The following is a 25,724-nucleotide window of genomic DNA, read 5'->3' on the forward strand; positions in this document are numbered from 1 at the left end:
ACCTTCTTACTTATCTGTTTTTGGGTAAGCATTTTCTAGACGATCTCGTTCACTTTCCCCTTTCAAATCAGAGACACCCATCGGCTTATGCACTTTTTGCATTTGTGCATCTAATTCAGGTGGCACATAATTTTCATCATGTTTTGCCAACACTTCTGTGGCTTCCAACAAGGTCGGGGCTTTCAACACACCTTGTGCCACAATCCCTTGTCCTTCACGGAATAAATCCGGCAAAATACCTTCATATTCCACCGTAATTGACGGGCCGATGTCATTGAGATCAAATTTCACTTTCAAGCTTTTCGGATCCCGTTCTACTGTACCTGCAACAACCATGCCGCCCACTCGGATCCGCTGCCCGACCGTCGGTTTTTGACTCGCATCATCATTTTTGCCATACACCACTTCAGAAGGCGTATAAAACAAATCAATGTTTTGGCGTAGTGCATAAAGCATCAATGCCGCCACAAGTGAAATACCGAATAAAATAAAAACCACAACCATTAATCTTGATTTACGTCTTGGCGTCATAGCATACCTCTCGCATTTGCCTTTTGTAATCTTTCTTCACGTTGCTGTTCACGCAATACCTGTTTAAAAATTTTTTTTCTTGCACCGACACTTTGTACAATTAAAACAACAATGCAAACCAAACTAATTAGGTAAGACAGCCACACATAAAAACCGTAGCCACCCATATGAAAAAAATCACCCCAACTGTCAAAAAACATCATTTCCCCCTATTTATTACCTTGTACCAACGTAGCCACCCAAGGACGCTTACTCTCTTCGGCAAGCAGGGCATTACGGTAACGCACTAAGGTTAAGAAAACATAAAGCATCATAAAACCGAAAATACATAAAATTAGTGGAATCAACATCGGCGTTGCAATCGACGGTTTTTGAAACTTCGTAATGCTCGCACCTTGATGTAAGGTATTCCACCACTCCACTGAAAAATGAATAATCGGTAAGTTAATCACCCCAACTAAACATAAAATCCCTGCGGCTTTGGCACCCACACGATGATCTTGGAAAGCAGAATAAAGTGCCATCACCCCCAAATATAAGAAAAAGAGGATCAGTTCAGCAGTTAAACGGGCATCCCACACCCACCAAGTTCCCCACATAGGTTTGCCCCAAATGGCACCTGTGACCAACGCAAGAAAAGTAAATAATGCCCCAATCGGTGCCATTGCCATCATGGCTAAATGGGCATGTTTCATTTGCCAGACTAAGCCAATGAATGCCGCAATCGCCATCGAACCATACCCCCCCATCGACCAAATGGCGGTTGGCACATGCACATACATAATTCGAAAACTATTGCCTTGTTGATAATCCGCAGGGGCAAAGGCTAAGCCCCACACGATCCCCACCACTAATAAAAGTGCGGTCAATATTGCCGTAATAGGCAAAAACTTCCCGCAAAGATGATATTGCGTTTCTGATTTTGCATAAGGATGTAACCACTTCCACATAATACTTTCCTTTTATTGATCTAAACTTATTCGTAATGCAGCGGCAATGGCAAACGGCGACAATGTCAACGCCCCCACCATCATTGCAGCTAAAATAGCCAATTGCCCTTGATAAGGCATATTTAAACCAGCGGCTTCCAACACAGAGGAAGCAAAAATTAAAACGGGGATAAATAATGGCACCACCAACAAACTCAGTAATACGCCCCCTTTACGCAATCCTACTGTCAACGCCACCCCAATGGCACCGATACAGCTTAAGACAGGTGTACCAATCAATAAGGTTAAAACTAACGCCCACCAAATATGCCTATCTAACGACAACAACAAAGCGGCAATCGGCGATAATAAAATTAATGGCAATCCCGTTAATAACCAATGGGCGATCACCTTGGCTAAAGCAGTCAAGGCTAAAGGCTGTGCAGTTAACATTAATTGCTCTAGCGAACCATCCATAAAATCATCACGAAATAAACGCTCGAAAGACAATAAGGCAGACAGTAATGCTGCCACCCAAGCAATACCAGGGGCGATACGAGAAAGCAATTTGGGATCGGGACCAATCACTAACGGAAATAAGGTAATCACAATTAAAAAAAACCACAGTGGGTTTAAAATTTCTGCTTGCTTACGCATCGCAATGTGTAATTCTCGTTTGATAATATCTAAAAATATCATGAGGTTATCGTCTTTTTCTTAGGGTTATTCTGGTTATTCACAAAACTTATAATTTTCTAACCGCACTTTTCGTAATAGGCGACTTTGCACATCTTGATGACTGGTAAACATCACAATGCCACCTTGTTGTACATGTTGTTCAAATAAAGCGGTTAAGACCTGCACCCCTTTTTTATCAATGGCAGTAAAGGGTTCATCTAAAATCCAAAGTGGTGCCTGAGACAACCACAAACGAGCCAATGCAATACGGCGTTGTTGCCCCGCAGACAGTTGTGCCGCTTGCATATCCTCACGACCTAACAAGCCCACCTTTTCGAGCACTTGCCATAAGATATCGTCACCTTGTTGGCAAGCACCAATTTTCTGATAAAAGGCTAAATTTTCCCACGCTGTCAATTCAGGTTTCACACCAGAATGATGCCCTAAATAGAGTAAATCATACTGATACTCTTCACGTTGCTTATGAATGTTAATCCCATTCCAACACACTTCCCCTCTTAAGGCTTGTGCGAGGCCCACAACAATGCGTAATAAGCTGGTTTTGCCTATCCCATTATGCCCCTCAATTTGCACAAACTCCCCGCTTTGAAGTGCTAAATTCAAATTTGAAAATAGGACGTTATCGCCGCGTTGACAGGCTAATTGCGACAATGTGAGCTGATAAGAAAACGGATTTTTTTCAGACATAATAGACAACTTCTGCACTTCTAAGATTGCGGGCATTCTATCATAAGGGGAAAGCTTGGCGTAGTCATTCAGGGGCGAAAAGCCTACCTCTTTAGAGGTGGATTGTAGGGTTTATTGATTTAAAACAAATCTTGTGATTTTTAACAAAAAAACGACCTATTTGTGCAATAGGTCAGGCTTTTAAAGGTGATCTTTTTAGCCTCATTCAATAAGCAATTTTCGCTTTTTCAGGCTACAAAAGATCACGAGAAAATGTCTATAAGCTGACATCAGCAGTTTTCGAATGTAGCCCGATAGGTTAAGAAATAATAGCAACTCACGCCAATCACACTGCATAATGCCATGGTTAATAGCATGGGTGTCGGCGTATCCATTTTCATCAGTGCGACCAAAGATCCCACCAAGGCTCCCGTGCCAAAACGAACACTTCCCACAACGGAATTCGCTGTGCCTGCCATCATGGGAAATTTTTCCAAAATGGATGCCATGGCATTGGCGGAGATTAACGGATTTTGCCCCGCAAAAAGAGCTAAACAAAAGGTCATCGGCCAGAAACCCAAATCAAATAAGGCAATGATCACCAAGCCAATACCCGCACTGAATTGAATACCTAAGCCAATTCTTAACATACACTCAGTCCCCACTTTATTGACGATTTTGCCGTTAATCGCAGAAACCAGTGTCATCACCCCAATATTGAGCATAAAGAAATAACCAAATTGATCCACTGGCACCCCGTAAAGCCCCACATACACAATGGAACCTGCGGTAATGAGTGCAAATAATCCACCAAAGCCAAAAGCCGAAGCGAATAAATAGCCTAGTACTTCTTTTTGTTTGCAAAGAGTCGCAAAATTACTGAAGACCGTGCCTAACCTGAGTGGCACACGGTTGGCTTTATGATGGGTTTCTGGAATCACTATGTATACCAAACAAAAACACAATAATCCCATAAAACTGATCACATAAAAAATCACATGCCAATGAAACCACGACACCAAATGTCCACCAATAATCGGGGCGAGTAAAGGAGCAAGCATAAACACTAAGGTGATTGAGGACATAATTCTGGACAAATCATTTTTATTAAATAAATCTCGCAGAATTGCCCCCACCAACACGACTGGTGCAGCACCGAAAAAGCCCTGCACAAAGCGAAGTGCGGTAAAATTTCCGATAGAATTTATCTCAGTTAAAACCAGAGCAGCAATGGCACTCATGGTCACGCCTAACAAGATGATTGGTTTACGCCCATAGCTATCCCCCACAGGTCCCCAGAAAAGCTGTCCAATCGCCATTCCTGCCGCAAAGAAAGTTAAAGTGTGTTGCACTTTTTCAGGCGTCACACTCAAATCTTGTGCAATAAGTAGAAACGCAGGCAGATACATATCAACGCCCAACGGCGGCAACATTGATAAAATACCTAAAGTAATGATGAAAATAGCACCTACTTTCAATGGCTTTTGCTCAGTCAAAATATCATCCTTTATTAAAACTATTAATTTCTTGTTCAGAAAGAGGACGATACTCCCCTTCTTCAAGGGTTTCGTCTAATTCAATCTCGCCGATTTTCCAACGATGTAACGCCACGACTTTGTTGCCTAAGGCGGCAAACATTCGTTTGACTTGATGATAACGCCCTTCGCTAATGGTTAAATTCACATTGTAATCATCCAGAATCTCTAACCGAGCAGGCTTAGTGGGGGTTTTCTCACCACGTAATAAAATCCCCGTTTCACAAGCCTGTTGATAATTGCTTTCGACCGGATCGGCTAACGTCACGAGGTATGTTTTTTCACAATGATATTTCGGTGAAGTGATACGATGTGACCATTGCCCGTCATCAGTCAATAAGACAAGCCCCGTAGTGTCTACATCTAAACGCCCTGCACTGTGTAATTTGGTTGAAAGTGGATAATCAAAGAATTGATAAATCGTTGGATAATCACCATCATCGTGCGAACACACATAACCTTGTGGTTTATACAGCATAATGTATTGCCCTTCCTCCACCCAAGTGAGCAATTCGCCGTCAAAACGAATTTCATCTTCTGGGCTCACTTTCACCGAGCCACTTTTTTCCACTTTTCCATTAATTGTGACCGCACTTTGTTTCAATGCTTTATTGGCTTGCGAGCGGGTTAATCCCGTATTTTCGGCTAAAAATTTATCTAATCGCATCTCTCTTCCCCTAGATAAAATGCCTTATTCTACTCTCTTTTAAACAGATTAATAGGCTAGATTTGCCAAAATAACAGTGGAGAATTCTCATTCAAATGTGCATACTGTGTAGCACATCACATTTTTTATGTTGATTTTATTTATAATGAACCGTCTAACTTGTATTAACTCATTAATTTAGAGGATTGTTTTATGGATGCACAATTACGTCAAGCCGCATTAGAGTTTCATGAATATCCAACACCAGGGAAAATTGAGGTGACCCCAACTAAATCCCTTGCTACACAACGTGATTTAGCCCTTGCTTATTCACCAGGCGTTGCCGTCCCTTGCCTAGAAATTCAAGCGGATCCTTCTGCTTCTTATCGCTACACCTCACGTGGTAATTTAGTCGCCGTTATTTCCAATGGTACCGCAGTATTGGGTTTAGGCAATATTGGGGCATTAGCAGGTAAACCTGTCATGGAAGGGAAAGGTGTCTTATTCAAGAAATTCGCTGACGTAAATGTATTTGATATCGAAATTGATGAAAAAGATCCTGATAAATTAGTCGATATTATTGCCTCTCTTGAACCTACTTTTGGTGGAATCAACCTTGAGGACATCAAAGCACCAGAATGTTTTTACATTGAACAAAAATTACGTGAGCGAATGAAAATTCCCGTCTTCCATGATGATCAACATGGTACAGCCATCATCAGTGCTGCTGCGGTGCTCAATGGCTTGCGTATTGTGAAAAAAGACATTGCCAAAGTGAAGTTAGTCGCTTCAGGAGCAGGTGCGGCATCGATTGCCTGTTTAAACTTATTAGTGAGTTTAGGCTTACCTCGTGAAAATATTGTGGTTTGTGATTCAAAAGGGGTGATTTTCCATGGTCGTGATGAACGCATGGACGACACCAAAAAACTGTATGCGATTGAAGATAACGGAACACGCACATTGGCAGAAGTCATTAATGATGCGGATATTTTCTTAGGCTGTTCTGCGGCTGGCACATTAACCCAAGAAATGGTGAAAAGCATGGCGGCAAGCCCTTTAATTTTGGCATTGGCGAACCCTGAACCTGAAATTTTACCGCCATTGGCGAAAGCAGTACGTCCAGATGCCATTGTTTGTACGGGTCGCTCTGATTATCCGAACCAAGTGAACAACGTGCTTTGCTTCCCGTTTATTTTCCGTGGGGCATTAGACGTCAGTGCCACCGCAATTAATGAAGAAATGAAACTTGCTGCGGTACATGCCATTGCCGATCTTGCCTTAGCAGAACAAAACGAAGTGGTGACCTCTGCCTATGGCGAAACTGAATTATCTTTCGGCCCTGACTATTTAATTCCAAAACCGTTTGATCCTCGTTTAATCATCAAAATTGCCCCTGCCGTAGCGAAAGCCGCAATGGATTCAGGGGTAGCAACCCGTCCAATTGAAGATTTCGATGCCTATATTGAAAAACTGACACAGTTCGTTTACAAAACCAATTTGTTTATGAAACCTGTTTTTGCACAAGCCAAAGCAAATAAAAAACGCATTCTGTTAACAGACGGCGAAGAATCCCGTGTGTTACATGCAGTGCAAGAAATTGCCACGTTAGGTATTGCTAACCCTGTGTTACTCGGTCGCCCTCAAATTATCGAACATAAAATCAAACAATTAGGTTTGCAAATTCAAGCAGGACGTGATTTTGACTTAGTGGATATTGAAAATAACCCTTATTACGAAGAATGTTGGCAAGATTATTATCACAATAATAAACGCCGTGGCATTACGCCAGCTGGGGCAAAACGGAAAATGTTACATAATCCAACCGTGATCGGTGCCACCTTATTATCTTTAGGTAAAGCCGATGCCATGCTGTGCGGATTAGTCGGACCCTATTCTTCTCATTTAGACAATATTAAAGCGATTTTAGGGGTGCAATCTTGCATCAAAACCCCTGCCACCGTAAATGGGTTGATTCTCCCGACAGGTAACTTATTTATTGCGGATACCTTTGTGAATCAAGATCCGACGGCACAAGAATTAGCCGAAATTACCATTATGGCGGCTAATGAAATTCGTCGCTTTGGTATTGAACCTCAAGTTGCCTTAGTTTCTCATTCCAATTACGGCACCTTTAATGATCCAAGTGCGGTGAAAATGCGTGAAGTTTTACACCTCGTAAAAGACAAAGCACCAGACCTCATTATTGACGGGGAAATGCACTGTGATATGGCATTAAATGAAAAACTGCGTAATGACATCATGCCAGATAGCCCTTTAAAAGGGGCAGCAAATTTATTGGTGATGCCAAATATGGAAGCTGCACGAATCAGTTTAAACTTACTGCAAGGCACTACCACGCCAATTACCATTGGACCAATTTTAATGGGCATTAACAAACCAGCTCAAATTCTGACCTCTGCCTCTTCAGTACGCCGAATTATTAACATGGTGGCTATCGCCTCCGCCAATGTGGATAATTGCGATATCAATTAACCCATCTGGGTGGAAATTCTTCATTTCCACCCTTTTTTTGACGCAAAACTTGCGAAAAATTGACCGCACTTTACCCTTGCAGAGCAGAAAAAAACCGCTCAACTGTTGAGAAATTCATCAGAAATAATGATCTTGATCAAATTTTCTGATAAAATCTGCCTACTTTTTTTGGCAATCATGCCAACCCTACTTTTACTCAAATAAAGGAAATTATTATGGCTTACACTCTACCTGAACTTGGCTATGCTTATGATGCATTAGAGCCACACTTCGATGCAATGACAATGGAAATCCACCATAGCAAACATCACCAAGCATATGTCAACAATGCTAATGCTGCATTAGAAAACTTACCTGAATTAGCCAAAGGCTGCCCAGGTGAATTATTAACAAAATTAGCTGACGTGCCAGCAGACAAATTCACCGCTATTCGTAACAACGTTGGTGGACACTTAAACCACACCCTTTTCTGGAAAGGTTTGAAAAAAGGCACGACCTTACAAGGTGCCTTAAAAGACGCATTAATTCGTGATTTCGGATCTGTAGAAGCCTTCCAAGCAGAATTTGAAAAAGCAGCAGCAACCCGTTTTGGTTCAGGCTGGGCATGGTTAGTGTTACAAGAAAACGGTAAATTAGCCGTTGTTTCTACCGCAAACCAAGATTCACCAGTAATGGGGAAAGAGATCGCAGGTTGCGAAGGTTATCCATTATTAGGTTTAGATGTTTGGGAACATGCCTACTACTTGAAGTTCCAAAACCGTCGTCCAGACTACATTAAAGAATTCTGGAACGTGGTCAACTGGGACTTCGTTGCTGAACGTTTTGAGAAAAAAACAGAACATTGCAACTGCACAAAATAATGGTGCAACTGCGATAAGTGAGAATAAAATCCCCTCTCAAGAGGGGATTTTTCTGCGTTTAGCCCTTCAAAGATCCATTTATTCATTTGGGATTTTTTTCAGTTTATGAAGCAGATCACATTTATGAATAAAAAATCAGTAGAGATAGCAGACGCATTTCTCTAAAATGTCAGCCCCCTCATTCTTTCTCGTATTAATCTCAAGGAGTCGTTTATGGATAGAAGACGTTTTCTACAATTAGGTGCATGCAGTATCCTTACCTTTACTGCGTCGAAATATGCCTTTGCCACCCCACAAAATACCGCTTCGTTACGTGTCATTGCCACCACTGACTTACACAGTTTTTTGACGGACTTTGACTATTATAAAGACGCACCAACAGAAAAGTTTGGCTTTACTCGTGCCGCTTCGTTAATTCGTCAAGCACGCAAGGAAGTGCATAACTCCGTCTTGGTCGATAATGGTGATTTAATTCAAGGTAACCCAATTGCTGACTATCAAGCGGCAAAAGGCTATAAAGAAGGCAAAATGAACCCTGCAATCGAAGTGCTCAATGCCATGAAATATGATGTCGGCACATTAGGAAATCACGAATTTAACTATGGTTTAAAATATTTAGATGATGCAATTGCAGAAGCCAACTTCCCTATCATCAATGCCAATGTGGTGAAAGCGGATTCAGGTGAACCGCGTTACCAACCTTATGTGATTCAAGAGAAAGGGCTCATGGACGCCAATGGTCACTTACAGGTTGTCAAAATTGGGTATATTGGCTTTGTTCCCCCACAAGTCATGTTCTGGGATAAATCCCATTTAGATGGTCATGTTCTCGCACATGATATCAAGAAAACCGCCGAAAAATATGTGCCTGAATTAAAAGCAAAAGGGGCGGATATCATTATTGCCCTTGCTCACACAGGTCCATCTGATGAACCTTATAAAGAAGGGGCTGAAAACTCAGCCTTCTATCTTGCGGATGTGAAAGGGATTGATGCGGTCATTTTCGGTCACGCACACCGCTTATTCCCAAATAAAGAATTTGCAAAATCACCGAATGTCGATATTGAAAAAGGAACGGTAAAAGGGATTCCTGAAAGTATGGCGGGTTACTGGGGTAACAACATTAGCGTCGTCGATTTAGATCTTGCTCAACATGGTGATAAATGGGTGGTGGTCAATGGTAAAGCGGAAATTCGTCCAATTTACGACAACGAGAAAAAAGTAGCCATTGCACAACCTGATGATGAAATGAACGCCATTCTTGCACCTGTGCATGATGCCACTCGTCAATTCGTTTCACAACCGATTGGTAAAGCCACCGATAACATGTTCAGCTATCTTGCCTTAGTACAAGATGACCCAACAGTACAAATCGTCAACCAAGCACAACGTGCTTATGCTGAAAATGTGGTGAAAAACTTACCTGAACTAGCAGGCTTACCAGTGCTAAGTGCGGGTGCACCATTTAAAGCAGGTGGTCGTAAAAACGATCCAAATGGTTATACCGAAGTGGATAAAGGTCAATTAACCTTCCGCAATGCGGCTGACCTCTATCTATACCCAAATACATTGGTGATTGTTAAAGTGACTGGGGCGGAATTAAAAGAATGGTTAGAATGCAGTGCAGCCATGTTTAAACAAATCGATCCAACCTCGGAGCAAACACAACATTTATTAGATTGGACAGGCTTCCGCACCTATAACTTTGATGTGATGGATGGTGTAAATTATCAATTCGACATCACTAAACCACCACGTTATAACGGTGATTGTAAATTAATTAACGCCAATTCCGAGCGTGTTATTGACTTAACTTATCAAGGTAAACCTGTTGATCCAAAAGCAGAATTCTTAATTGCCACCAACAATTACCGTGCTTATACGGGCAAATTCCCTGGTACAGGGGAAAGCCATGTGGTGTTTGCCGCACCAGATGAAAGCCGCCAAATTTTAGCAAACTACATTTCAGCTGAAAGCCAAGCCCATGGTCAAGTTAGCCCAAATGCAGATAAAAACTGGCGTATTGCCCCTATCAACAGCAAAGTGAAATTGGATATTCGTTTTGAAACGTCACCAAGTGAAAAAGCGAAACAGTTTATCCAAGAAAAAGCACAGTATCCAATGAATTACGTTGGCACTGATGATGTTGGCTTTGCGATCTATCAAATCGATCTGAGCAAATAATCTTGCTTTCAAGGCATAAAATACAAAAGCAACGTGCGTCAAAACACGTTGCTTTTTGATTCCCTAACACCTCACAACCGAGACAAAACAGGTTTAAAATCCACCGCACTTTGGCTGAAGGTTAGTCATATCATGACAAAAAAGAGGGGCTAACATCAATGCCCCCCCTTATTAGCAACCACATCAAGCACAATACTTCCACGTTTTGGTTGATTTTCCACCTTCTGCATTGCAATAAAACAGTAAGATTAATTGCTTTTTTTAACGTTCAAAAATTTTCTAGGATTTTTACGCTTTCCCTTAAAAATTCACCAAAAAAATAAATTTTTCTATACAGAAAATAATCAATATTAGATATTATCTAAAAAAACACACCTTTTTTCATACAAATAATTAGCTTTATTAAAAAGAATAAAATAATTCAGAAAAAAGGTTTGCATAACCTCAAACCTTTATTGCATAGTATCTGCGAGCCCGTCGGGTGACAAGATAATAAAACAATGCAAACATTTACAATATTTTAAGAGGAAATCAATCATGTCAAACACAGTCCAATCATTAGAAGAGTTTTTAGCTTCCGTTGCACAACGCGATTCACACCAACCTGAATTTTTACAAGCCGTACGTGAAGTATTTACCTCTATCTGGCCTTTCTTAGAAGCCAATCCAAAATATCGTTCACAAGCGTTATTAGAACGCTTAGTTGAACCTGAGCGTGCCATTCAATTCCGTGTTGCATGGACAGATGACAAAGGTCAAACACAAGTGAACCGTGCATTCCGTGTACAATTCAACAGTGCCATCGGTCCATTTAAAGGCGGTATGCGTTTCCATCCATCGGTTAACTTATCTATCTTAAAATTCTTAGGTTTTGAACAAATCTTCAAAAATGCGTTAACCACATTACCTATGGGTGGTGGTAAAGGTGGTTCAGACTTCGATCCAAAAGGTAAATCTGACGGTGAAGTTATGCGTTTCTGCCAAGCGTTAATCGCAGAATTATATCGTCATGTTGGTCCAGATACTGACGTACCAGCAGGCGACATCGGTGTAGGCGGTCGTGAAGTGGGCTACCTTGCTGGTTATATGAAAAAATTATCTAACCAAGCCGCTTGTGTGTTCACTGGTCGTGGTCTTTCTTTCGGTGGTAGCTTGATTCGTCCTGAAGCAACAGGTTATGGCTTAGTGTATTTTGCTCAAGCGATGCTTGCAGAAAAAGGTCAAAGCTTCAAAGGTAAAACCGTTTCTGTATCAGGTTCAGGTAACGTAGCACAATATGCTATCGAAAAAGCATTGCAATTAGGTGCTAAAGTGGTGACCTGCTCTGACTCATCAGGTTATGTCTACGATGAAGCGGGTTTCACTGCTGAAAAATTAGCCGCATTAATGGAATTGAAAAACGAAAAACGTGGTCGTGTTGAAGAATACGCAAAACAATTCGGTTTGAAATATGTGGCAGGCAAAACGCCTTGGGAAGTGAAAGTGGATATCGCTCTTCCTTGTGCAACCCAAAACGAATTAGATTTAGCCTCTGCGAAAACCTTAATTGCCAATGGCGTACAATTAGTGGCTGAAGGTGCGAATATGCCAACCACAATCGAAGCTACTGATGCACTTTTAGAAGCGGGTGTATTATTTGGACCAGGTAAAGCAGCCAACGCAGGTGGTGTGGCAACTTCTGGTTTAGAAATGGCTCAAAGCTCACAACGCTTATACTGGACAGCAGAAGAAGTGGATCAAAAATTACATCAAATTATGTTAGATATCCACGCTAACTGTAAAAAATACGGTACCGTGGAAGGTCAAGAAAACATTAACTATGTGATTGGTGCAAACGTTGCTGGTTTCGTGAAAGTGGCAGATGCGATGTTAGCACAGGGTGTGTATTAATCTCCCCCATAAAATAATGTAAAAATAGACCGCACTTTGTCTTTCTCGTACAAAGTGCGGTTTCTTTTTGGGGAATTTCTCTGGCTCAATTAGGCTGAATTTTGTGCCGGTGAATGGTGTCCATGCCCGTGTCCATGCCCGTGTCCGTGTCCGTGTCCGTGTCCGTGTCCGTGTCCGTGTCCGTGTCCGTGTCCGTGTCCGTGTCCACCACGCAAATGAATGATTTTACCTTCTTTATCAACATGAAAGGCTTTCCCAAATCCTTTTACATACAGGCTTTGTTTAGGTGTCAAACTGAATAATTTGAAATCTGATAAACGGGCGAGATGATCAATGCGTTCACCATAACGATGACGTAATGCCCCTAATAACTCCTTCCCTTCCTCGCTGTCTTTGTCCACTAAGCGAGAATCTGCACGGGTGGTTAACCGCTTGCGTGCAAACAATTCTCGAGCGGTCTTTTCATCTTCGATGAGCATTAAAGAGACTTTCGGAACAGATTGTAAATTGCGGGCATGTTTTGCCATGTCTGAAATCAAGACCACATACTGCTCGTTATAATAGGCAAAAGGGGCGTAGCTGGCATTAGGCTCACCTTGTTCATTGACCGTTGCCAATTGAATGCTCTGACAATCATTTCTGAAATCCACAATTTCAGCACCAATTTTTGCTTGTAAAACCTGTTGACGTGCTTCCGTCATCTTATCCTCCAAACGTTAATTTGATAATGATTTTCATTTGCGTAATTATGTGAAAAATCCCCTATTTGTCAATGTAAATTCTTTGTTAATAAACAACGAAACGGGTATTCAGACCAGTGTTGAGTTTAGGGCGTTAATCTATCCCTTTCATTTATCAGAAAATTTCATGCTATCTCGGCATAAACAAAGCACGCTTTTTTATTGAGGCATTCCACTTCACAACCTGTTTCTCGGAAAATAACACTGATCATGTTGGGCGAATGTTGGGGGATAAGAGCCTTGATCTTGATGAAATTTCCCATCTTATGCTCAGGCATTGGTGTAAACAGGTTTACGATAATATGGGGTTACCTTTCTGCTTTGCTTGCTATTTGGCTTGCTGTTTTGTTAAAGCAATTTATTAAAAACTGATCAAAAAATATACTTGACTTGCTTTAAATTTAAATGATAATGATAATCGTTTTTTGTCATTATTTTAACATTAAATTAACAAGGTGATGCTATGTCATTTAAACGTAACACGTTGACCGTTTTGGTCGCACAAGCTTGCTGTTTCCCGATTTTTGCTGATAGTTCTTCCGCCACGCTAGAACCGATTGTGGTTTCGGGGATTAATCAAACTGGATTGAGTATTGATCAAAGCCAGTTGGAAAAAGAGAATCCAAAAGACTTAAAAGAGATTTTTACCTCCACACCAGGGGTCAATGTCACTCGTACAGGTTATGCACAACTCGGTGAAATTGAAATTCGCGGTATGGGCACAGGTCAAGAATTGCTGGGTACGGGGGTTAATCGTGTCACAATGGAATTGGATGGCATGGATATCACCTCTGGTTTTTACTTTGGACATGCCAGTCGCCACGGTCGCCAATATTTTGATCCTAGCGATCTAAAACAAGTGGAAATTCATAAAGGTCCCAATAGTAACGGGGTGGCGGGTTATGTCCGTTTCCAAACCAAAGATCCTGCTGACTATATTCAACCGAACCGACGCACGGGTGCACAACTGCGAGCAGGCTATTTAGGGGATAGCGATGCTTATCATCTTGGTGTCACAGGGGCTGCCTTATTAAATGACAAGAGCAGTGCCTTAGTGAGCTACACTCGCCGCTGGTTTAATGAGCTAAATAACAAAGGGGCGGCGGATATCGAAGGGAAAAATCGGACAAAACACAACCCTTCAAGTGCTTATAGCAATTCTGTGAACAGTAAATTGATTTATGCCCCCAATGACCAACATAAATTTACCCTCAACCTACAACATTATGATTTAAAACGAACCGCTATACGGAAAAGTGATTTTGGGCTAGGGCGTGGAGGAAAATTCACACATAACAATTTGAATATTCAGAAAAATGCACGTCATGCTATTGCATTCAGTCACGATATTAATCAATCCACCCCTTTCTTTGATAGTATGAATTGGCACCTTTCTTTCCAAAAAACGAAAAGTGAAAATTACAACAAAGATAATCAGACACGTGCTAATGTGCCTCAAACAAATTCATCTATCGATGGGTTTAAAGCACGTACATTTGCTATCAAAACAGAGTTCAACAAAAGCCTAGGGCAAGATGTAGTGCATGAATTGAGCTACGGGCTAAAATGGCAACATAGCCAAACTCAAGCGTTACGCCAAGATCAACTATCAACAGCACAAAAAACACAAAGTATCACTCGGGCATTTTTCCCGAAACAAAAACAATGGCAAACGAAAATTCACCTTTCAGATCGGATCAATTTTGGCAAATCTGGTTTTAGTGTAACCCCATCGGTGCATCTTACCCATATCAAAATTAAACCTGAAACAGACAATATGACACCAAAAGAGATCTCAAGCTTATTCACCTATAAGAAAACGGCGGTGGGTTATGGCTTACGTTTAGATTATGCCTTACAAGATACGCATTTATTTAGCCTAAGCTACCAACGTGCCACACGTTTACCAGGTTATGGTGAAAATAATGCACAAACATACGGGCACTGGCCATCTAAACCGAACCCGACTCTCAAACCTGAAACCTCAGAAGGGGTGGATTTTACTTGGCGGAGTGCTGGGGAAATCGGACAACAAACCACAACCCTTTTCTACAACAAATACACTGATCTGATTTTTGTGGATCTCTCTATATGCTATCCGCACTTTAATAGACAAGATGGCGTTCCTTGCGAACTAGCCAATGAAAAAGGACGCAGTTATAGCTACGGAATCGAATTTGATGGTAAGTTAAATCTTGACACGATAGGGTTAGCCAAAGGGATGTATGCCAATGGTGGCTTTGCCTATATCAAAGGGAAAGATGCCGAAAAACAACCGCAAGCACGTCTTGACCCCTTCACAGGCTTCATTGGTATTGGCTACAAACATCCAATGGATGTTTGGGGCGTGGAAAGCAAAGTGAAATTTGCGGCGAAGAAAAAAACCAAAGACTTACCAAAAGACACAGAAGGCTTACCAGGCTATGGTGTATGGGATTTAACAGCTTACTATAACCTCACCAAACAACTTTACTTAGGTGTGGGCATTTATAATGTGCTTGATAAAAAATACGCACGTTGGGCAATTGCAGGCAACAGAATCTCAAATGGCAATTATGAGCCTTTCACCGAAGCCGGTCGCCATTTTGGGGCAAACCTTCGTTACAACTTCTAAGGTCGCTGCCTTTCATTAAAACATTGTAAAAAAAGACCGCACTTTTACGACAAATAAAAGTGCGGTCTTTTTTGTCATATTTTATAGCCAAAAATACGCTCAAGATTCATCATCATAACCTTATGGAAGAGAAATCAGATCATGAAAAAATGCAATAGGATTTTATGTTTACTTTTTTCGCTGTGTTCCCTCAGCAGTGTGGCAGAACAATGTCAAACCTCAGATTTCGATGTGGTGGTACTCGGCTCTGGTGGGCCAGAAATTCAGCTCTTTCGCCATCACCCTACGCCCCCTTCCCGTGCTTCTGCCAGTTATTTGGTGAGGGAAAAAGGACAAGCGAAATTCTTAGTGGATTTGGGCAGTGGAGCCTTGCAAAATTTTGCCCGTTCAGGGGCAAAAATTGAGGATTTAAAAGGCATTTTGATCACCCATTTTCACGTTGATCATATAAATGATTTACCCGCTTTATTAAAAGCCTCATTTTTTTCATCTCGGCAACACACCCTGCCAATTTATGGCCCGACGGGTAATGCATTTATTCCAGATACGGCGACTTTCTTACAACGTTTATTTGGTGAAGACGGGGCTTATTCTTACTTATCAGATTTTTTAACGGGGGAAGCCCAATATGCCGTGCAGCCCCTTTCCGTCAATGCGGACAAACAAGCTCCTATTCGTTTTCAAACGGAAATTGATGGCTTTACTCTTCAAGCCATTGGCACCGAACATGGCTTATTGCCTGCCTTGGCTTGGCGTATCGAAAAAAAAGGATGTGCAGTGGTCTTTTCTGGCGATACCAGTAATCAAGGTCGCACCTTAAATCGGCTTATTGAACCTGGGGATTTTTTTATTGCACACAATGCGGTTCCCGAAAGCAGCCAAGATCGTGTCGCCCAAAAATTACATATGAAACCCTCAGAAATTGGCTTCATTGCTCAACAGCGAAACGTAAAAAGTCTGTTATTAAGTCATTTAATGCGTCGTACTGAAGACGCCAAAGCCGAAACACAGCAAGCCATTCAGACACAGTATCAAGGCGAGGTACAATTTGCCGAGGATTGCAACATTTATGCCCTCAATACAGGTAAAAAGTCTAGCACTTGCCAACAAGAATAAGCCTATGTCATTTTGTTTTATGACTTATAATTTTTTTATCTAATAAGCACGTAAAGGAATATTGAATTTTTGCTTAAGATGGTGTTAAATCACTCACATTTATAAGGTTATTAAGTAAGACGTTTTTTATGTGCCAATTATTAGGAATGAACTGTAATACCCCGACGGATATCGTCTTTTCTTTTGAGGGATTTCGTCGTCGAGCGGGGCTCACTGACTGCCACTCTGATGGCTTTGGTATCGCTTTTTTTGAAGGAAAAGGCGTGCGTATTTTTCGCGATAATCAACCTGCTCACTCTTCTCCCATTGCGGACTGTGTGAAACAATATCACATTAAATCCCTCAATGTGATTGCTCATATTCGCAAAGCAACACAAGGGGAAGTGAATATTGAAAATACTCACCCTTTTATTCGTGAATTATGGGGACAAAACTGGGTATTTGCACATAACGGCAACTTGAAAACCCTCCCGAATTTAAAAAGTGAAAATGCCTTGTTTCATCCTATCGGTTCAACAGATTCTGAAGCGGCATTTTGCTATATGGCAAGTCAATTAAAAGCCCGTTTTAAACAAAAACCGAGTGAAGAAGCCTTATTTGACACCATTCAAGAACTTACCAAAGAAATTATTCAAGGCGGTACCTTTAATTTCATTTTATCCAATGGCGATTGGATGATCGCTCACTGTTCAACGAACTTACACTACATCACTCGTGAAGCCCCATTTGGTATCGTGCAACGTGTGGATGATGACGGCGTGATTGATTTTCGGGATTACGCTCAAAAAGATGATAAAGTGACCATTATTACCACCTTTCCACTCACCAAAGATGAAGTGTGGACCAAAATGGAAAAAGGCGGATTTGTCTTGTTCAAACAAGGAAAAAAAATCGCCGAGGTACTTGGTGTGAAAAGTGAAGCCGTAGATGATGGCACACTGGGTTATCAAAAATGTTCTTAATTCCCCTCAACAAAGCGTGATCCTACATCACGCTTTTTTCTTCCTCCACTTTTCCCCTTTTCAATCTAACATATTCAATTTGAATAAATTTTATTCTGTATAATTGTTAAATTGCAGTTAATCATTTGCTATTTTTTCAACGAATACAGCATAAAATAACGATCTAAATCACAAATACAATATTTAGTGTGATTTTGCTTTTGAATTTCCTGACCAAGCTCACTACTATAAGCATCTTTCTTCTCTCAGCATATCTATGCTATTCGTTTTTCTAGATAAATGGAGTCTGTGATGACAACGACCTCTTGTGCAACGTGGAGCAAATTTGATCTTATTTGGGCATTAAACTTATTCGGTACTGCCGTTGGGGCAGGCGTGTTATTTTTACCGATCAATGCAGGAAAAGGGGGCTTTTGGCCTTTAGTGCTGATGGCGGTGATTGTTGGACCAATGACCTATCTCGCCCACCGTGGGTTAGCCCGTTTTGTGTTATCTTCTTCAAAAAAAGGCAGTGATATTACCGAAGTCGTGGAAGAACACTTTGGCAGCACCGCGGGTAAACTGATCACCTTGCTTTATTTCTTCGCCATTTTCCCCATTTTATTAATTTATGGTAACGGTATTACCAATACTGTCGATTCATTTATTGTTAATCAGCTCGGTATGGCATCTCCTAATCGGGTATTACTCTCTTTTATTCTGATTGCGACATTAATTTCCATCATGATGTCCAGTGAGAAGATTATGCTAAAAATCACGGAATTTTTAGTTTATCCTTTGGTGTTTATTCTCTTTTCTCTCTCTTTATATTTAATTCCAGAGTGGAATACCGCCATGTTAAGTGAATTTCCAACGATGGATTCTCTCATCAGCACCCTTTGGATTACCCTTCCCGTTTTAGTGTTTTCTTTTAATCATTCCCCTGCGATTTCTTCTTTCGCTCAATCGCAACAACGTCAATATGGTGATTTAGCCAAAACAGAAAAACACACTAGCCGTACACTGAAAGCCACCTCATCGATCCTGTTGGTGTTTGTCATGTTATTTGTATTTAGCTGTGTATTAAGTTTAACCCCTGCGGAATTGGCACAAGCGAAAGCTGAAAATATCAGTATCTTGTCTTTTTTAGCCAATAAATTTGACAATCCTTATATTTCTTATTTAGGTCCATTCGTGGCATTTCTTGCCATTACCAGTTCCTTTTTTGGACATTACTTAGGGGCACGTGAAGGCTTGGCAGGGCTTATCAACAAGATGAGCAACAAGAAAACCATGAATCGTAAAAAATTAAATTATATGACCGCACTTTTTTTCCTTGTGACCTTATGGATTGTCGCCATCATTAACCCAAGCATTTTAGGTTTGATCGAATCCTTTGGCGGTCCAATTATTGCGGCAATTTTGTTTATTATGCCAATGTACGCCATTCGCAAAATCCCCGCTATGCAACGTTATCAAGGTAAATTCTCTAACGTGTTTGTGGTTGTAATGGGCATCTTTGCCATCTCTAATGTTGTGTATGGGCTATTTTAATCTTTCAAAATCCGTGTAGAATAGCCCCCTTTTTTCCTTTGATAAATAAAATAAGTAAAACGTTATGATCAGTGTTTTTGATATGTTTAAAATTGGTATTGGTCCTTCCAGCTCCCATACCGTTGGTCCAATGAAAGCAGGTAAACAATTTATAGATGATTTACTTGCTCAAAACCAGTTGGAACAAGTAAGTAAATTGAAAGTGGACGTTTATGGTTCACTTTCCATGACGGGGCGTGGACATAATACCGATATTGCCATCATTATGGGGTTGGCGGGATATTTGCCACACAATGTAGAAATTGATTTAATCCCAAACTTCATTTCTCAATTAAAACAGACCGCACTTTTGCCTATCGCCGAAAATCAAAAAGTCGTGCCGTTTAATGTTGACCAAGATCTCATCTTCCATTCAAGCTTTTTACCTTTACATGAAAATGGCATGCGAATTACCGCATTTGACCAAGATAATCGTGAACTCTACCAACAAACCTATTACTCTATTGGCGGAGGGTTTATTGTGGATGAAGCCCATTTTCATCAAGAAGACAATCAAGAAGCGTGGGTGCCTTATCCTTACCAAAATGCCGCAGATATCCTAAAACACTGCCAAGAAAATGGCTTAGCACTTTCCACTGTGGTGATGAGAAATGAGATCGCATTACATGGAAAAGACGCTTTATCCACGCACTTACAACGTGTTTGGGAAAGCATGAAAGCCTGTATTGATCACGGTATCCGCACCGAAGGGGTATTACCGGGTCCACTGCGTGTTCCACGTCGAGCCAGCACGTTGTATCGTATGCTCAAAGCCAATAGCAGTTTATCCAATGATCCTATGAGCATTGTTGATTGGGTGAATATGTATGCGTTGGCGGTCAATGAAGAAAATGCCGCAGGGGGACGCGTGGTTACCGCACCAACGAATGGAGCTTGTGGTATTGTACCTGCCGTGTTTGCCTACTACGATCAATTCATCTCGCCGATTTCCCCAGAAATTGCTGAACGCTATTTATTAACTTGTAGCTTCATTGGTTCCTTATACAAAATGAATGCCTCCATTTCAGGGGCGGAAGTAGGCTGTCAAGGAGAAGTAGGCGTGGCTTGCTCAATGGCTGCGGCAGGTTTAACGGAAATTCTGGGGGGAAGTCCAGAGCAAGTGTGCATTGCGGCTGAAATTGGCATGGAACACAATCTTGGCTTAACTTGCGACCCCGTAGGCGGACAAGTGCAAGTGCCTTGTATTGAGCGTAATGCCATTGCTTCGGTCAAAGCAATCAACGCTAGTCGTATGGCATTACGCCGCACCACCAGCCCACGTGTTACCTTAGATAAAGTGATAGAAACCATGTATGAAACGGGCAAAGACATGAATGCCAAATACCGCGAAACCTCACAAGGGGGATTGGCAATTAAGGTGATCTGTTAATCAACATAACCCATCCAATGCATAATGCCATGTGCATTGCTTGGTTAAGACAGAATAAACCAAACGCCCCTAAAACGAAGGTTAAATCATATAATCTTGTGCAAAATCGACCATTTTGGTTTGCAATAAAAATTGCTTGGTGCGTTCTTGTTGAGGTTGAGCAAAAAAGGCTTTCGCACTATTTTGCTCAATCACTTTACCACCGTCCATGAAGACCACACGATCGGCAACATCTCTTGCAAAATTCATCTCATGGGTCACGATAATCATCGTCCACCCTTCTTTTGCTAACAATTTTAACACTTGTAGCACTTCACCAACTAACTCAGGATCTAATGCCGATGTTGGCTCATCTAATAAAATCAGATCAGGTTGAACCGCTAAGGCACGTGCGATCCCCACACGTTGTTGCTGCCCACCAGAAAGTTGAGCGGGGTAAAGTTGAACTTTTTCCGCTAAGCCGACTTTTTTTAATAACGTTAAGGCTTGTTCACGAGCCTGTTCCACCGATTTCTTTTGTACCACAACAGGAACTTCCATCACATTTTCCAATGCGGTGCGATGTGGAAACAAATTATATTGTTGAAACACCATAGAAGAACGACGACGTAAAGCAAGCTCAGTTTGCTTACTGATTTTTTGAGAAAAATCCACCTCAAGGCTACCATCTGTAAACCGTAACGTACCTTGATCAGGCTTTTCGAGCAAATTTAAACAACGTAAAAAAGTCGTTTTGCCCGAACCAGATGGTCCTAGAATGGCAATCACTTCGCCTTTTTCAATGGTTAAATCAATCCCTTTTAGCACTTCATTGCCTTTAAAATGCTTATGAATATTTTTAATTTCTAACATCCATCCTCCTACAAATGGCGAGAAAGGCGTGTTTCTAAACGTTGTTGTGCAATCGATAGCACAAAACACACAATCCAATAAATCAATGCCGCTTCGCTGTACACCAAAATAAATTCATAGGATGACGCCGCCACATTTTGTGCCACACGAAATAATTCAGTCACCAGCACTAAAGACGCCAAGGACGTATCTTTCACAGTGCTAATAAAGGTATTTGCTAAAGGCGGAACAGACACCCGCATGGCTTGTGGAATAATCGTACGAATAAACGCCTGACGATAATTCATACCAATGGCATAAGAGGCTTCCCACTGCCCTTTGGGAATCGATAAAATTGCCGCTCTCACGGTTTCAGAAGCATAAGCACCAATATTCAAAGAAAAGGCAATAATGGCGGTTGGAAAAGGATCTAAGGTGATCCCCACTTCAGGCAAACCATAAAAAATAATAAAAATCTGCACCAACATAGGCGTGCCACGAATTAATGACACATAAAGGCGAGCCACTGCAACAAGCACACGTTGAAATAACGAGTGAGAAGGGGTCGTGCGAATCACAGCCACACCAATGGCAATCACTAATCCGACAAAAAAAGAAATTAGTGCTAACGGAATCGTGCTAATGATGGTTGCCTCTAACATAGGCCAAAAAGAGCTGATCAACAGATCAGCTCTTTCTTCGCTCATGAATGGCAAATTGGCTAAAAAATTATTGAGTAATGTCATCACCAAACCATTTAATTGAAATTTGTTTTAACGTGCCATCAGCTCGGATTTCGGCTAACGCTTGATTAATTTTCGCCACTAAAGGTTCTTCACCTTTTAGCACGGCAAAACCAGAAGGCACTTTGGAGTCACTTTCTACGGCAATTTTTAAACCCGCATTAGGGATTTTTTGGAAATAATCTAATACCGCTAATTTATCATTCACCGTCGTTTCCGCACGTTTTTGACGAATCAATTCTAACGCTTGTGCCAAGCCTTCTACTGTCACTAAATTTGCACCATGTTGTTGAGCAATTTTGGTGTAATTACTGGTTAATGACTGACCTGATTTTTTCCCTTTTAAATCAGCAAACGCTTTCACGGAATCATCTTCTGCACGAGTAACTACCACAGCATTTGAATAGTTATAAGGTTCACTATACAGGTATTTTTTCAAACGTTCTGGACTTGGATTGGTTTGGTTGGCAATCAAATCAAAACGCTTGGCATTTAAGCCTGCATACATGGCGTCCCATTGCGTTTCTTTAAATTCAATTTTCAAACCAAGACGTTTCGCCACTTCTTCAATCACCTCAACATCAAAGCCAGTTAACTTGCCTGACTCATCATGAAACGTGAAGGGGGCATAGGTGCCTTCTGTTCCGACTAATAATGTTTTTGAGCTTTCAACACGATCACTAACAGGGCCAGCAATGACTGGGCTCGCCACACCGAAACATAAACTTGCCGCAAATAAGGTTTTCAGAAATTTCATAGAATCTCCCGTTTTTGTTTTGTTTGTTAAAAATACGTTACAAAACATTATAAAAAATAAATCGCTTACACGAAAAATAACAATAAGAAGTATTATATAACTAAAAGGTATAAAAATAAGAAAACGACACCATACCAGAAAGAATGCCTCATGTTGTGAACCGAGTAGGCAAGCCCCTCTTACCTAATATTGAAGCTTGCTTGCAAAAAAGTGCGGTGCGTTTTCAACACGTTTTCCTTCTTATTTAAGCAGTTCAGAGAGTAATCTCACCACTTCTTGTACTTGTGAAGCTGATAACACGCCTTCATGTACAAAGCGTACTTTACCATGCTTATCTAATACGACAACCATATTTTCTTTTTCTTTTAGTTGCCATGCATTTTTTACCGCACCGTTTTGATCCAACACCACTTGGCTATGTGGATTGGCTTTTTTCCCTTTTTCAGCACCACTTTTCACAAAACCGCCAGTACCAAATGTTGCATCATCGGCATTAATAATGGTCGTTGTTTGGTATTTTGCACGATCAAATTGTGCCGCTTTTATAGCATCAATCAATGCTTGATTGCGTTCTTTCACCTCTCTACGCCCAGCAAAATGATTAACAACTCTCACCTTACCTGCTAACTGGGTGGAATGCCAAGCCTGATAGTGAATATCATCGCCTTTCACGCTCAATTCACCCGCTTTTGTCACAGAAACCGCCGCTAACGGGCTATTTAATTGAATATTATGTGCAAATAACGAAGTGGAATAAAAAAAGGTTGCAATACCTAAAAATGCCTTAAAAATTTTCATGTTGTGTCCTTGATAACAATAAAGATTTAGATTCTACCGAAAAAGTCAAAATAAACAAATCAGAGTTGTTATGCACAAGTTTTGGCAAAATCCCTGCTTTTTTGCTATAATTTTGCGTCATTTTTTATTTAAGAGGAAATTTTTTAATGGAACCAATGCCAAATTGTCCAAAATGTCATAGCGAATTTGTTTATCATGATTCAGTGAATTTTGTGTGTCCTGATTGTGCACATGAATGGTCTGGCAATGAAGTGGTCGAAAACGATGAAAAAATCATAAAAGACAGCAATGGCAACGTATTACAAGATGGGGATTCAGTCATTTTAATCAAAGATTTAAAAGTGAAAGGATCGTCAATTGTGTTGAAAAAAGGCACAAAAGCGAAAAATATTCGCTTAGTAGAGGGGGATCATGATGTTGATTGCAAAATTGATGGACAAAGTTTTTCACTAAAATCAGAATTTCTGAAAAAAGCATAAGCTTGCACCCCTTGTGGTTGGCTCCCCAAAATCACGTCAATGAGCCATTTTGGGGAGCTAATCCATCTCTTAATATTATTTTTCCATCTCAACAGGTCGAATAATTTCACTCGGATAACAACCTAACACTTTCAAATAATTACTATATTGTTGTAATTCTTCAAGGGCTTGTTGTGTTTCTGGATTATGAATATTCGCTTCAATTTCTAAATAAAACATTTCTTCCCACGGTTTGCCGTAAATTGGGCGAGATTCCAGTTTTGTCATATTAATTTGATGCTTTTTAAAGACCAATAAGGCATCAACCAATGCCCCAGCTTTTTGTGCGGTACTCATTAATAATAAGGTTTTGGTGTGAATTTGCGGGGAAACTTTCAAAGGCTCTTTTGCGACCACAATAAAACGTGTAATGTTGTTCTTTTGGTTCGCAATATCTGCCTTTAATACGGTTAAACCATATAAATGCCCACCATCTTCATTCCCCAATGCGGCAATATTCGGTTTATTTAAACTTGAAACCAACTGCATTGCATGGGAGCTACTTTCGCAATATTCAATATGCACACGATCCAACCCTTTAATAAACTGACTACATTGTTGAATCACTTGCGGGTGGCTATATAGCGTATCAATTTTGCTCAAGTCCTCTTGTCCATTCACCAAAACACAATGCTTAATAGGATAAGCAAGCTCCCCAACCAAGGCTAAATCCGTATGTTGTAATAAATCATACACCTCATTAATGGCACCCGATGTGGTATTTTCGAGCGGTAACACCCCATAATCGGCTTCACCTTGACTGACTTTTTCAAAAATTTGTTCAAAGGCACTACAACTGATTTCCACCAAGTTTTCTTGATAACGTGTGGCATAATTACGAGAGGCTAAATGCGAATAGGATCCACGCTTACCTAAAAAAGCAATATGGATATTTTGTTCACGTTGTTCATTGAGCTTTTTCTGTAAATAAACTTGCTGAGTCACCACAGAATCTTCAATAATCCGCTGAAAAATATCCGTGATGTATTGGGCTTCTAGCTGGTAGTTTTCATTTTGTGAAAACTGAATTAACTCCTGCAATAATTGCTGCTCACGTTCTAAATCACGAAGTGGCTTTTGAGTCAGCTCTTTGCTGCGAGCCACATCAAAGGCGAGACGATGCCGTTCCGACAGTAATTTTAATAAATGACGATCAATGCGTGTAATTTGTTGACGGATTTCACTTAAATCAAGGGACATAAATTTTCCTTAAAGTCACAAAATAAGGCTAAAAACCACCGCACTTTTAG

Annotated in this window: 23 protein-coding genes; 10 read left to right on the forward strand and 13 right to left on the reverse strand. The window is 40.8% G+C overall.

Translation table 11 applies throughout. From position 1 onward, the window contains the following. Nucleotides 1-6: 6 nt before the first annotated feature. The 7 genes from ccmE to rsuA all read right to left on the reverse strand — a co-directional run bounded on the left by ccmE (nucleotide 7) and on the right by rsuA (nucleotide 5,027). Nucleotides 7-531 (reverse strand): cytochrome c maturation protein CcmE, encoded by a 525-nt coding sequence (ccmE, locus tag ACPEEM_RS06835; RefSeq protein ID WP_424401460.1) that lies wholly within the window; start codon nucleotides 529-531, stop codon nucleotides 7-9. After that, nucleotides 528-731: a heme exporter protein CcmD gene (ccmD, locus tag ACPEEM_RS06840; RefSeq protein WP_424408233.1), complete on the reverse strand. Its 204-nt coding sequence runs from the start codon at nucleotides 729-731 to the stop codon at nucleotides 528-530. The genes ccmE and ccmD overlap by 4 nt, the downstream gene beginning before the upstream one ends. Before the next feature lie 9 nt (nucleotides 732-740). Beyond that, the gene (locus tag ACPEEM_RS06845; RefSeq protein ID WP_424406430.1) at nucleotides 741-1,481 is read right to left on the reverse strand and encodes a heme ABC transporter permease; all 741 of its coding nucleotides are present in this window, start codon (nucleotides 1,479-1,481) and stop codon (nucleotides 741-743) included. 12 nt (nucleotides 1,482-1,493) lie between these two features. After that, a complete protein-coding gene (ccmB, locus tag ACPEEM_RS06850) occupies nucleotides 1,494-2,159 on the reverse strand; it encodes a heme exporter protein CcmB (protein ID WP_424401464.1) in 666 nt (221 codons plus the stop codon). A 33-nt stretch (nucleotides 2,160-2,192) separates the two neighbouring features. Further along, nucleotides 2,193-2,846 (reverse strand): cytochrome c biogenesis heme-transporting ATPase CcmA, encoded by a 654-nt coding sequence (gene ccmA / locus ACPEEM_RS06855; protein WP_424401466.1) that lies wholly within the window; start codon nucleotides 2,844-2,846, stop codon nucleotides 2,193-2,195. A 269-nt stretch (nucleotides 2,847-3,115) separates the two neighbouring features. Continuing rightward, nucleotides 3,116-4,258: a Bcr/CflA family multidrug efflux MFS transporter gene (locus ACPEEM_RS06860; RefSeq protein WP_424408235.1), complete on the reverse strand. Its 1,143-nt coding sequence runs from the start codon at nucleotides 4,256-4,258 to the stop codon at nucleotides 3,116-3,118. A gap of 67 nt (nucleotides 4,259-4,325) precedes the next feature. Then, nucleotides 4,326-5,027 carry a 16S rRNA pseudouridine(516) synthase RsuA gene (rsuA, locus tag ACPEEM_RS06865; RefSeq protein ID WP_424401468.1) on the reverse strand — a complete coding sequence of 234 codons (702 nt, stop codon included), beginning with the start codon at nucleotides 5,025-5,027 and terminating at the stop codon, nucleotides 4,326-4,328. A 192-nt stretch (nucleotides 5,028-5,219) separates the two neighbouring features. Here rsuA and ACPEEM_RS06870 point away from each other — a divergent pair, with 192 nt between their 5' ends. The 4 genes from ACPEEM_RS06870 (at nucleotide 5,220) to gdhA (ending at nucleotide 12,433) form a co-directional block, all read left to right on the forward strand. Further along, nucleotides 5,220-7,499: an NADP-dependent malic enzyme gene (locus tag ACPEEM_RS06870; RefSeq protein ID WP_424404671.1), complete on the forward strand. Its 2,280-nt coding sequence runs from the start codon at nucleotides 5,220-5,222 to the stop codon at nucleotides 7,497-7,499. A gap of 215 nt (nucleotides 7,500-7,714) precedes the next feature. Beyond that, a complete protein-coding gene (sodA, locus tag ACPEEM_RS06875; protein WP_424404673.1) occupies nucleotides 7,715-8,359 on the forward strand; it encodes a superoxide dismutase [Mn] in 645 nt (214 codons plus the stop codon). 213 nt (nucleotides 8,360-8,572) lie between these two features. Continuing rightward, the gene (cpdB, locus tag ACPEEM_RS06880) at nucleotides 8,573-10,543 is read left to right on the forward strand and encodes a 2',3'-cyclic-nucleotide 2'-phosphodiesterase (RefSeq protein ID WP_424401474.1); all 1,971 of its coding nucleotides are present in this window, start codon (nucleotides 8,573-8,575) and stop codon (nucleotides 10,541-10,543) included. A gap of 537 nt (nucleotides 10,544-11,080) precedes the next feature. Further along, complete coding sequence (gene gdhA, locus ACPEEM_RS06885) at nucleotides 11,081-12,433, forward strand: NADP-specific glutamate dehydrogenase (RefSeq protein WP_424401475.1); 1,353 nt, start codon at nucleotides 11,081-11,083, stop codon at nucleotides 12,431-12,433. 89 nt (nucleotides 12,434-12,522) lie between these two features. Here gdhA and ACPEEM_RS06890 read toward each other — a convergent pair whose 3' ends face one another. Next, nucleotides 12,523-13,134, reverse strand: a complete 612-nt coding sequence (locus ACPEEM_RS06890) for a HugZ family protein (RefSeq protein ID WP_424404675.1) — start codon at nucleotides 13,132-13,134, stop codon at nucleotides 12,523-12,525. A gap of 502 nt (nucleotides 13,135-13,636) precedes the next feature. Between ACPEEM_RS06890 and ACPEEM_RS06895 the strand changes: the two genes are divergently transcribed. The 5 genes from ACPEEM_RS06895 (at nucleotide 13,637) to ACPEEM_RS06915 (ending at nucleotide 20,827) form a co-directional block, all read left to right on the forward strand. Continuing rightward, the gene (locus ACPEEM_RS06895) at nucleotides 13,637-15,787 is read left to right on the forward strand and encodes a TonB-dependent receptor domain-containing protein (protein WP_424404677.1); all 2,151 of its coding nucleotides are present in this window, start codon (nucleotides 13,637-13,639) and stop codon (nucleotides 15,785-15,787) included. 141 nt (nucleotides 15,788-15,928) lie between these two features. Next, nucleotides 15,929-16,903 carry an MBL fold metallo-hydrolase gene (locus ACPEEM_RS06900; protein WP_424404679.1) on the forward strand — a complete coding sequence of 325 codons (975 nt, stop codon included), beginning with the start codon at nucleotides 15,929-15,931 and terminating at the stop codon, nucleotides 16,901-16,903. Between the two features lie 128 nt (nucleotides 16,904-17,031). Further along, entirely contained in the window at nucleotides 17,032-17,865 is an 834-nt protein-coding gene (locus tag ACPEEM_RS06905; RefSeq protein ID WP_424406432.1) for a class II glutamine amidotransferase, read from the forward strand. Nucleotides 17,866-18,156: 291 nt separating this feature from the next. Continuing rightward, on the forward strand, nucleotides 18,157-19,398 hold the full coding sequence (locus ACPEEM_RS06910) for a serine/threonine transporter (protein ID WP_424401480.1): 1,242 nt from the start codon (nucleotides 18,157-18,159) through the stop codon (nucleotides 19,396-19,398). Nucleotides 19,399-19,462: 64 nt separating this feature from the next. Beyond that, entirely contained in the window at nucleotides 19,463-20,827 is a 1,365-nt protein-coding gene (locus ACPEEM_RS06915) for an L-serine ammonia-lyase (protein WP_424401481.1), read from the forward strand. Nucleotides 20,828-20,908: 81 nt separating this feature from the next. Here the strand turns inward: ACPEEM_RS06915 and ACPEEM_RS06920 are convergent, their stop codons facing one another. The 4 genes from ACPEEM_RS06920 to ACPEEM_RS06935 form a co-directional block, all read right to left on the reverse strand. Next, entirely contained in the window at nucleotides 20,909-21,679 is a 771-nt protein-coding gene (locus tag ACPEEM_RS06920; protein ID WP_424406434.1) for an amino acid ABC transporter ATP-binding protein, read from the reverse strand. A gap of 8 nt (nucleotides 21,680-21,687) precedes the next feature. After that, nucleotides 21,688-22,404 carry an amino acid ABC transporter permease gene (locus tag ACPEEM_RS06925; protein WP_424401483.1) on the reverse strand — a complete coding sequence of 239 codons (717 nt, stop codon included), beginning with the start codon at nucleotides 22,402-22,404 and terminating at the stop codon, nucleotides 21,688-21,690. Next, nucleotides 22,388-23,158 carry an amino acid ABC transporter substrate-binding protein gene (locus ACPEEM_RS06930; protein WP_424404683.1) on the reverse strand — a complete coding sequence of 257 codons (771 nt, stop codon included), beginning with the start codon at nucleotides 23,156-23,158 and terminating at the stop codon, nucleotides 22,388-22,390. Before ACPEEM_RS06930 ends, ACPEEM_RS06925 begins: the two co-directional genes overlap by 17 nt. A 240-nt stretch (nucleotides 23,159-23,398) precedes the next feature. Further along, on the reverse strand, nucleotides 23,399-23,956 hold the full coding sequence (locus tag ACPEEM_RS06935; RefSeq protein WP_424401485.1) for a YtfJ family protein: 558 nt from the start codon (nucleotides 23,954-23,956) through the stop codon (nucleotides 23,399-23,401). Between the two features lie 146 nt (nucleotides 23,957-24,102). Here ACPEEM_RS06935 and ACPEEM_RS06940 point away from each other — a divergent pair, with 146 nt between their 5' ends. Further along, entirely contained in the window at nucleotides 24,103-24,435 is a 333-nt protein-coding gene (locus ACPEEM_RS06940) for a zinc ribbon domain-containing protein YjdM (protein WP_424401486.1), read from the forward strand. Nucleotides 24,436-24,510: 75 nt separating this feature from the next. On the opposite strand, the gene ACPEEM_RS06945 is transcribed toward ACPEEM_RS06940, so the two are convergent. Continuing rightward, complete coding sequence (locus ACPEEM_RS06945; RefSeq protein ID WP_424401487.1) at nucleotides 24,511-25,674, reverse strand: chorismate mutase; 1,164 nt, start codon at nucleotides 25,672-25,674, stop codon at nucleotides 24,511-24,513. Between the last annotated feature and the right edge of the window lie 50 nt (nucleotides 25,675-25,724).

The sequence above is a fragment of the Pasteurella pantherarum genome (assembly GCF_049670885.1).
Taxonomy (GTDB): domain Bacteria; phylum Pseudomonadota; class Gammaproteobacteria; order Enterobacterales; family Pasteurellaceae; genus Pasteurella.

Coding starts and splice junctions, on each gene's coding strand:
- ccmE (WP_424401460.1), bottom strand. CDS start 531: ATGACGCCAAGACGTAAATCAAGATTAATGGTTGTGGTTTTTATTTTA.
- ccmD (WP_424408233.1), bottom strand. CDS start 731: ATGTTTTTTGACAGTTGGGGTGATTTTTTTCATATGGGTGGCTACGGT.
- ACPEEM_RS06845 (WP_424406430.1), bottom strand. CDS start 1,481: ATGTGGAAGTGGTTACATCCTTATGCAAAATCAGAAACGCAATATCAT.
- ccmB (WP_424401464.1), bottom strand. CDS start 2,159: ATGATATTTTTAGATATTATCAAACGAGAATTACACATTGCGATGCGT.
- ccmA (WP_424401466.1), bottom strand. CDS start 2,846: ATGTCTGAAAAAAATCCGTTTTCTTATCAGCTCACATTGTCGCAATTA.
- ACPEEM_RS06860 (WP_424408235.1), bottom strand. CDS start 4,258: ATGTTGCCGCCGTTGGGCGTTGATATGTATCTGCCTGCGTTTCTACTT.
- rsuA (WP_424401468.1), bottom strand. CDS start 5,027: ATGCGATTAGATAAATTTTTAGCCGAAAATACGGGATTAACCCGCTCG.
- ACPEEM_RS06870 (WP_424404671.1), top strand. CDS start 5,220: ATGGATGCACAATTACGTCAAGCCGCATTAGAGTTTCATGAATATCCA.
- sodA (WP_424404673.1), top strand. CDS start 7,715: ATGGCTTACACTCTACCTGAACTTGGCTATGCTTATGATGCATTAGAG.
- cpdB (WP_424401474.1), top strand. CDS start 8,573: ATGGATAGAAGACGTTTTCTACAATTAGGTGCATGCAGTATCCTTACC.
- gdhA (WP_424401475.1), top strand. CDS start 11,081: ATGTCAAACACAGTCCAATCATTAGAAGAGTTTTTAGCTTCCGTTGCA.
- ACPEEM_RS06890 (WP_424404675.1), bottom strand. CDS start 13,134: ATGACGGAAGCACGTCAACAGGTTTTACAAGCAAAAATTGGTGCTGAA.
- ACPEEM_RS06895 (WP_424404677.1), top strand. CDS start 13,637: ATGTCATTTAAACGTAACACGTTGACCGTTTTGGTCGCACAAGCTTGC.
- ACPEEM_RS06900 (WP_424404679.1), top strand. CDS start 15,929: ATGAAAAAATGCAATAGGATTTTATGTTTACTTTTTTCGCTGTGTTCC.
- ACPEEM_RS06905 (WP_424406432.1), top strand. CDS start 17,032: ATGTGCCAATTATTAGGAATGAACTGTAATACCCCGACGGATATCGTC.
- ACPEEM_RS06910 (WP_424401480.1), top strand. CDS start 18,157: ATGACAACGACCTCTTGTGCAACGTGGAGCAAATTTGATCTTATTTGG.
- ACPEEM_RS06915 (WP_424401481.1), top strand. CDS start 19,463: ATGATCAGTGTTTTTGATATGTTTAAAATTGGTATTGGTCCTTCCAGC.
- ACPEEM_RS06920 (WP_424406434.1), bottom strand. CDS start 21,679: ATGTTAGAAATTAAAAATATTCATAAGCATTTTAAAGGCAATGAAGTG.
- ACPEEM_RS06925 (WP_424401483.1), bottom strand. CDS start 22,404: ATGACATTACTCAATAATTTTTTAGCCAATTTGCCATTCATGAGCGAA.
- ACPEEM_RS06930 (WP_424404683.1), bottom strand. CDS start 23,158: ATGAAATTTCTGAAAACCTTATTTGCGGCAAGTTTATGTTTCGGTGTG.
- ACPEEM_RS06935 (WP_424401485.1), bottom strand. CDS start 23,956: ATGAAAATTTTTAAGGCATTTTTAGGTATTGCAACCTTTTTTTATTCC.
- ACPEEM_RS06940 (WP_424401486.1), top strand. CDS start 24,103: ATGGAACCAATGCCAAATTGTCCAAAATGTCATAGCGAATTTGTTTAT.
- ACPEEM_RS06945 (WP_424401487.1), bottom strand. CDS start 25,674: ATGTCCCTTGATTTAAGTGAAATCCGTCAACAAATTACACGCATTGAT.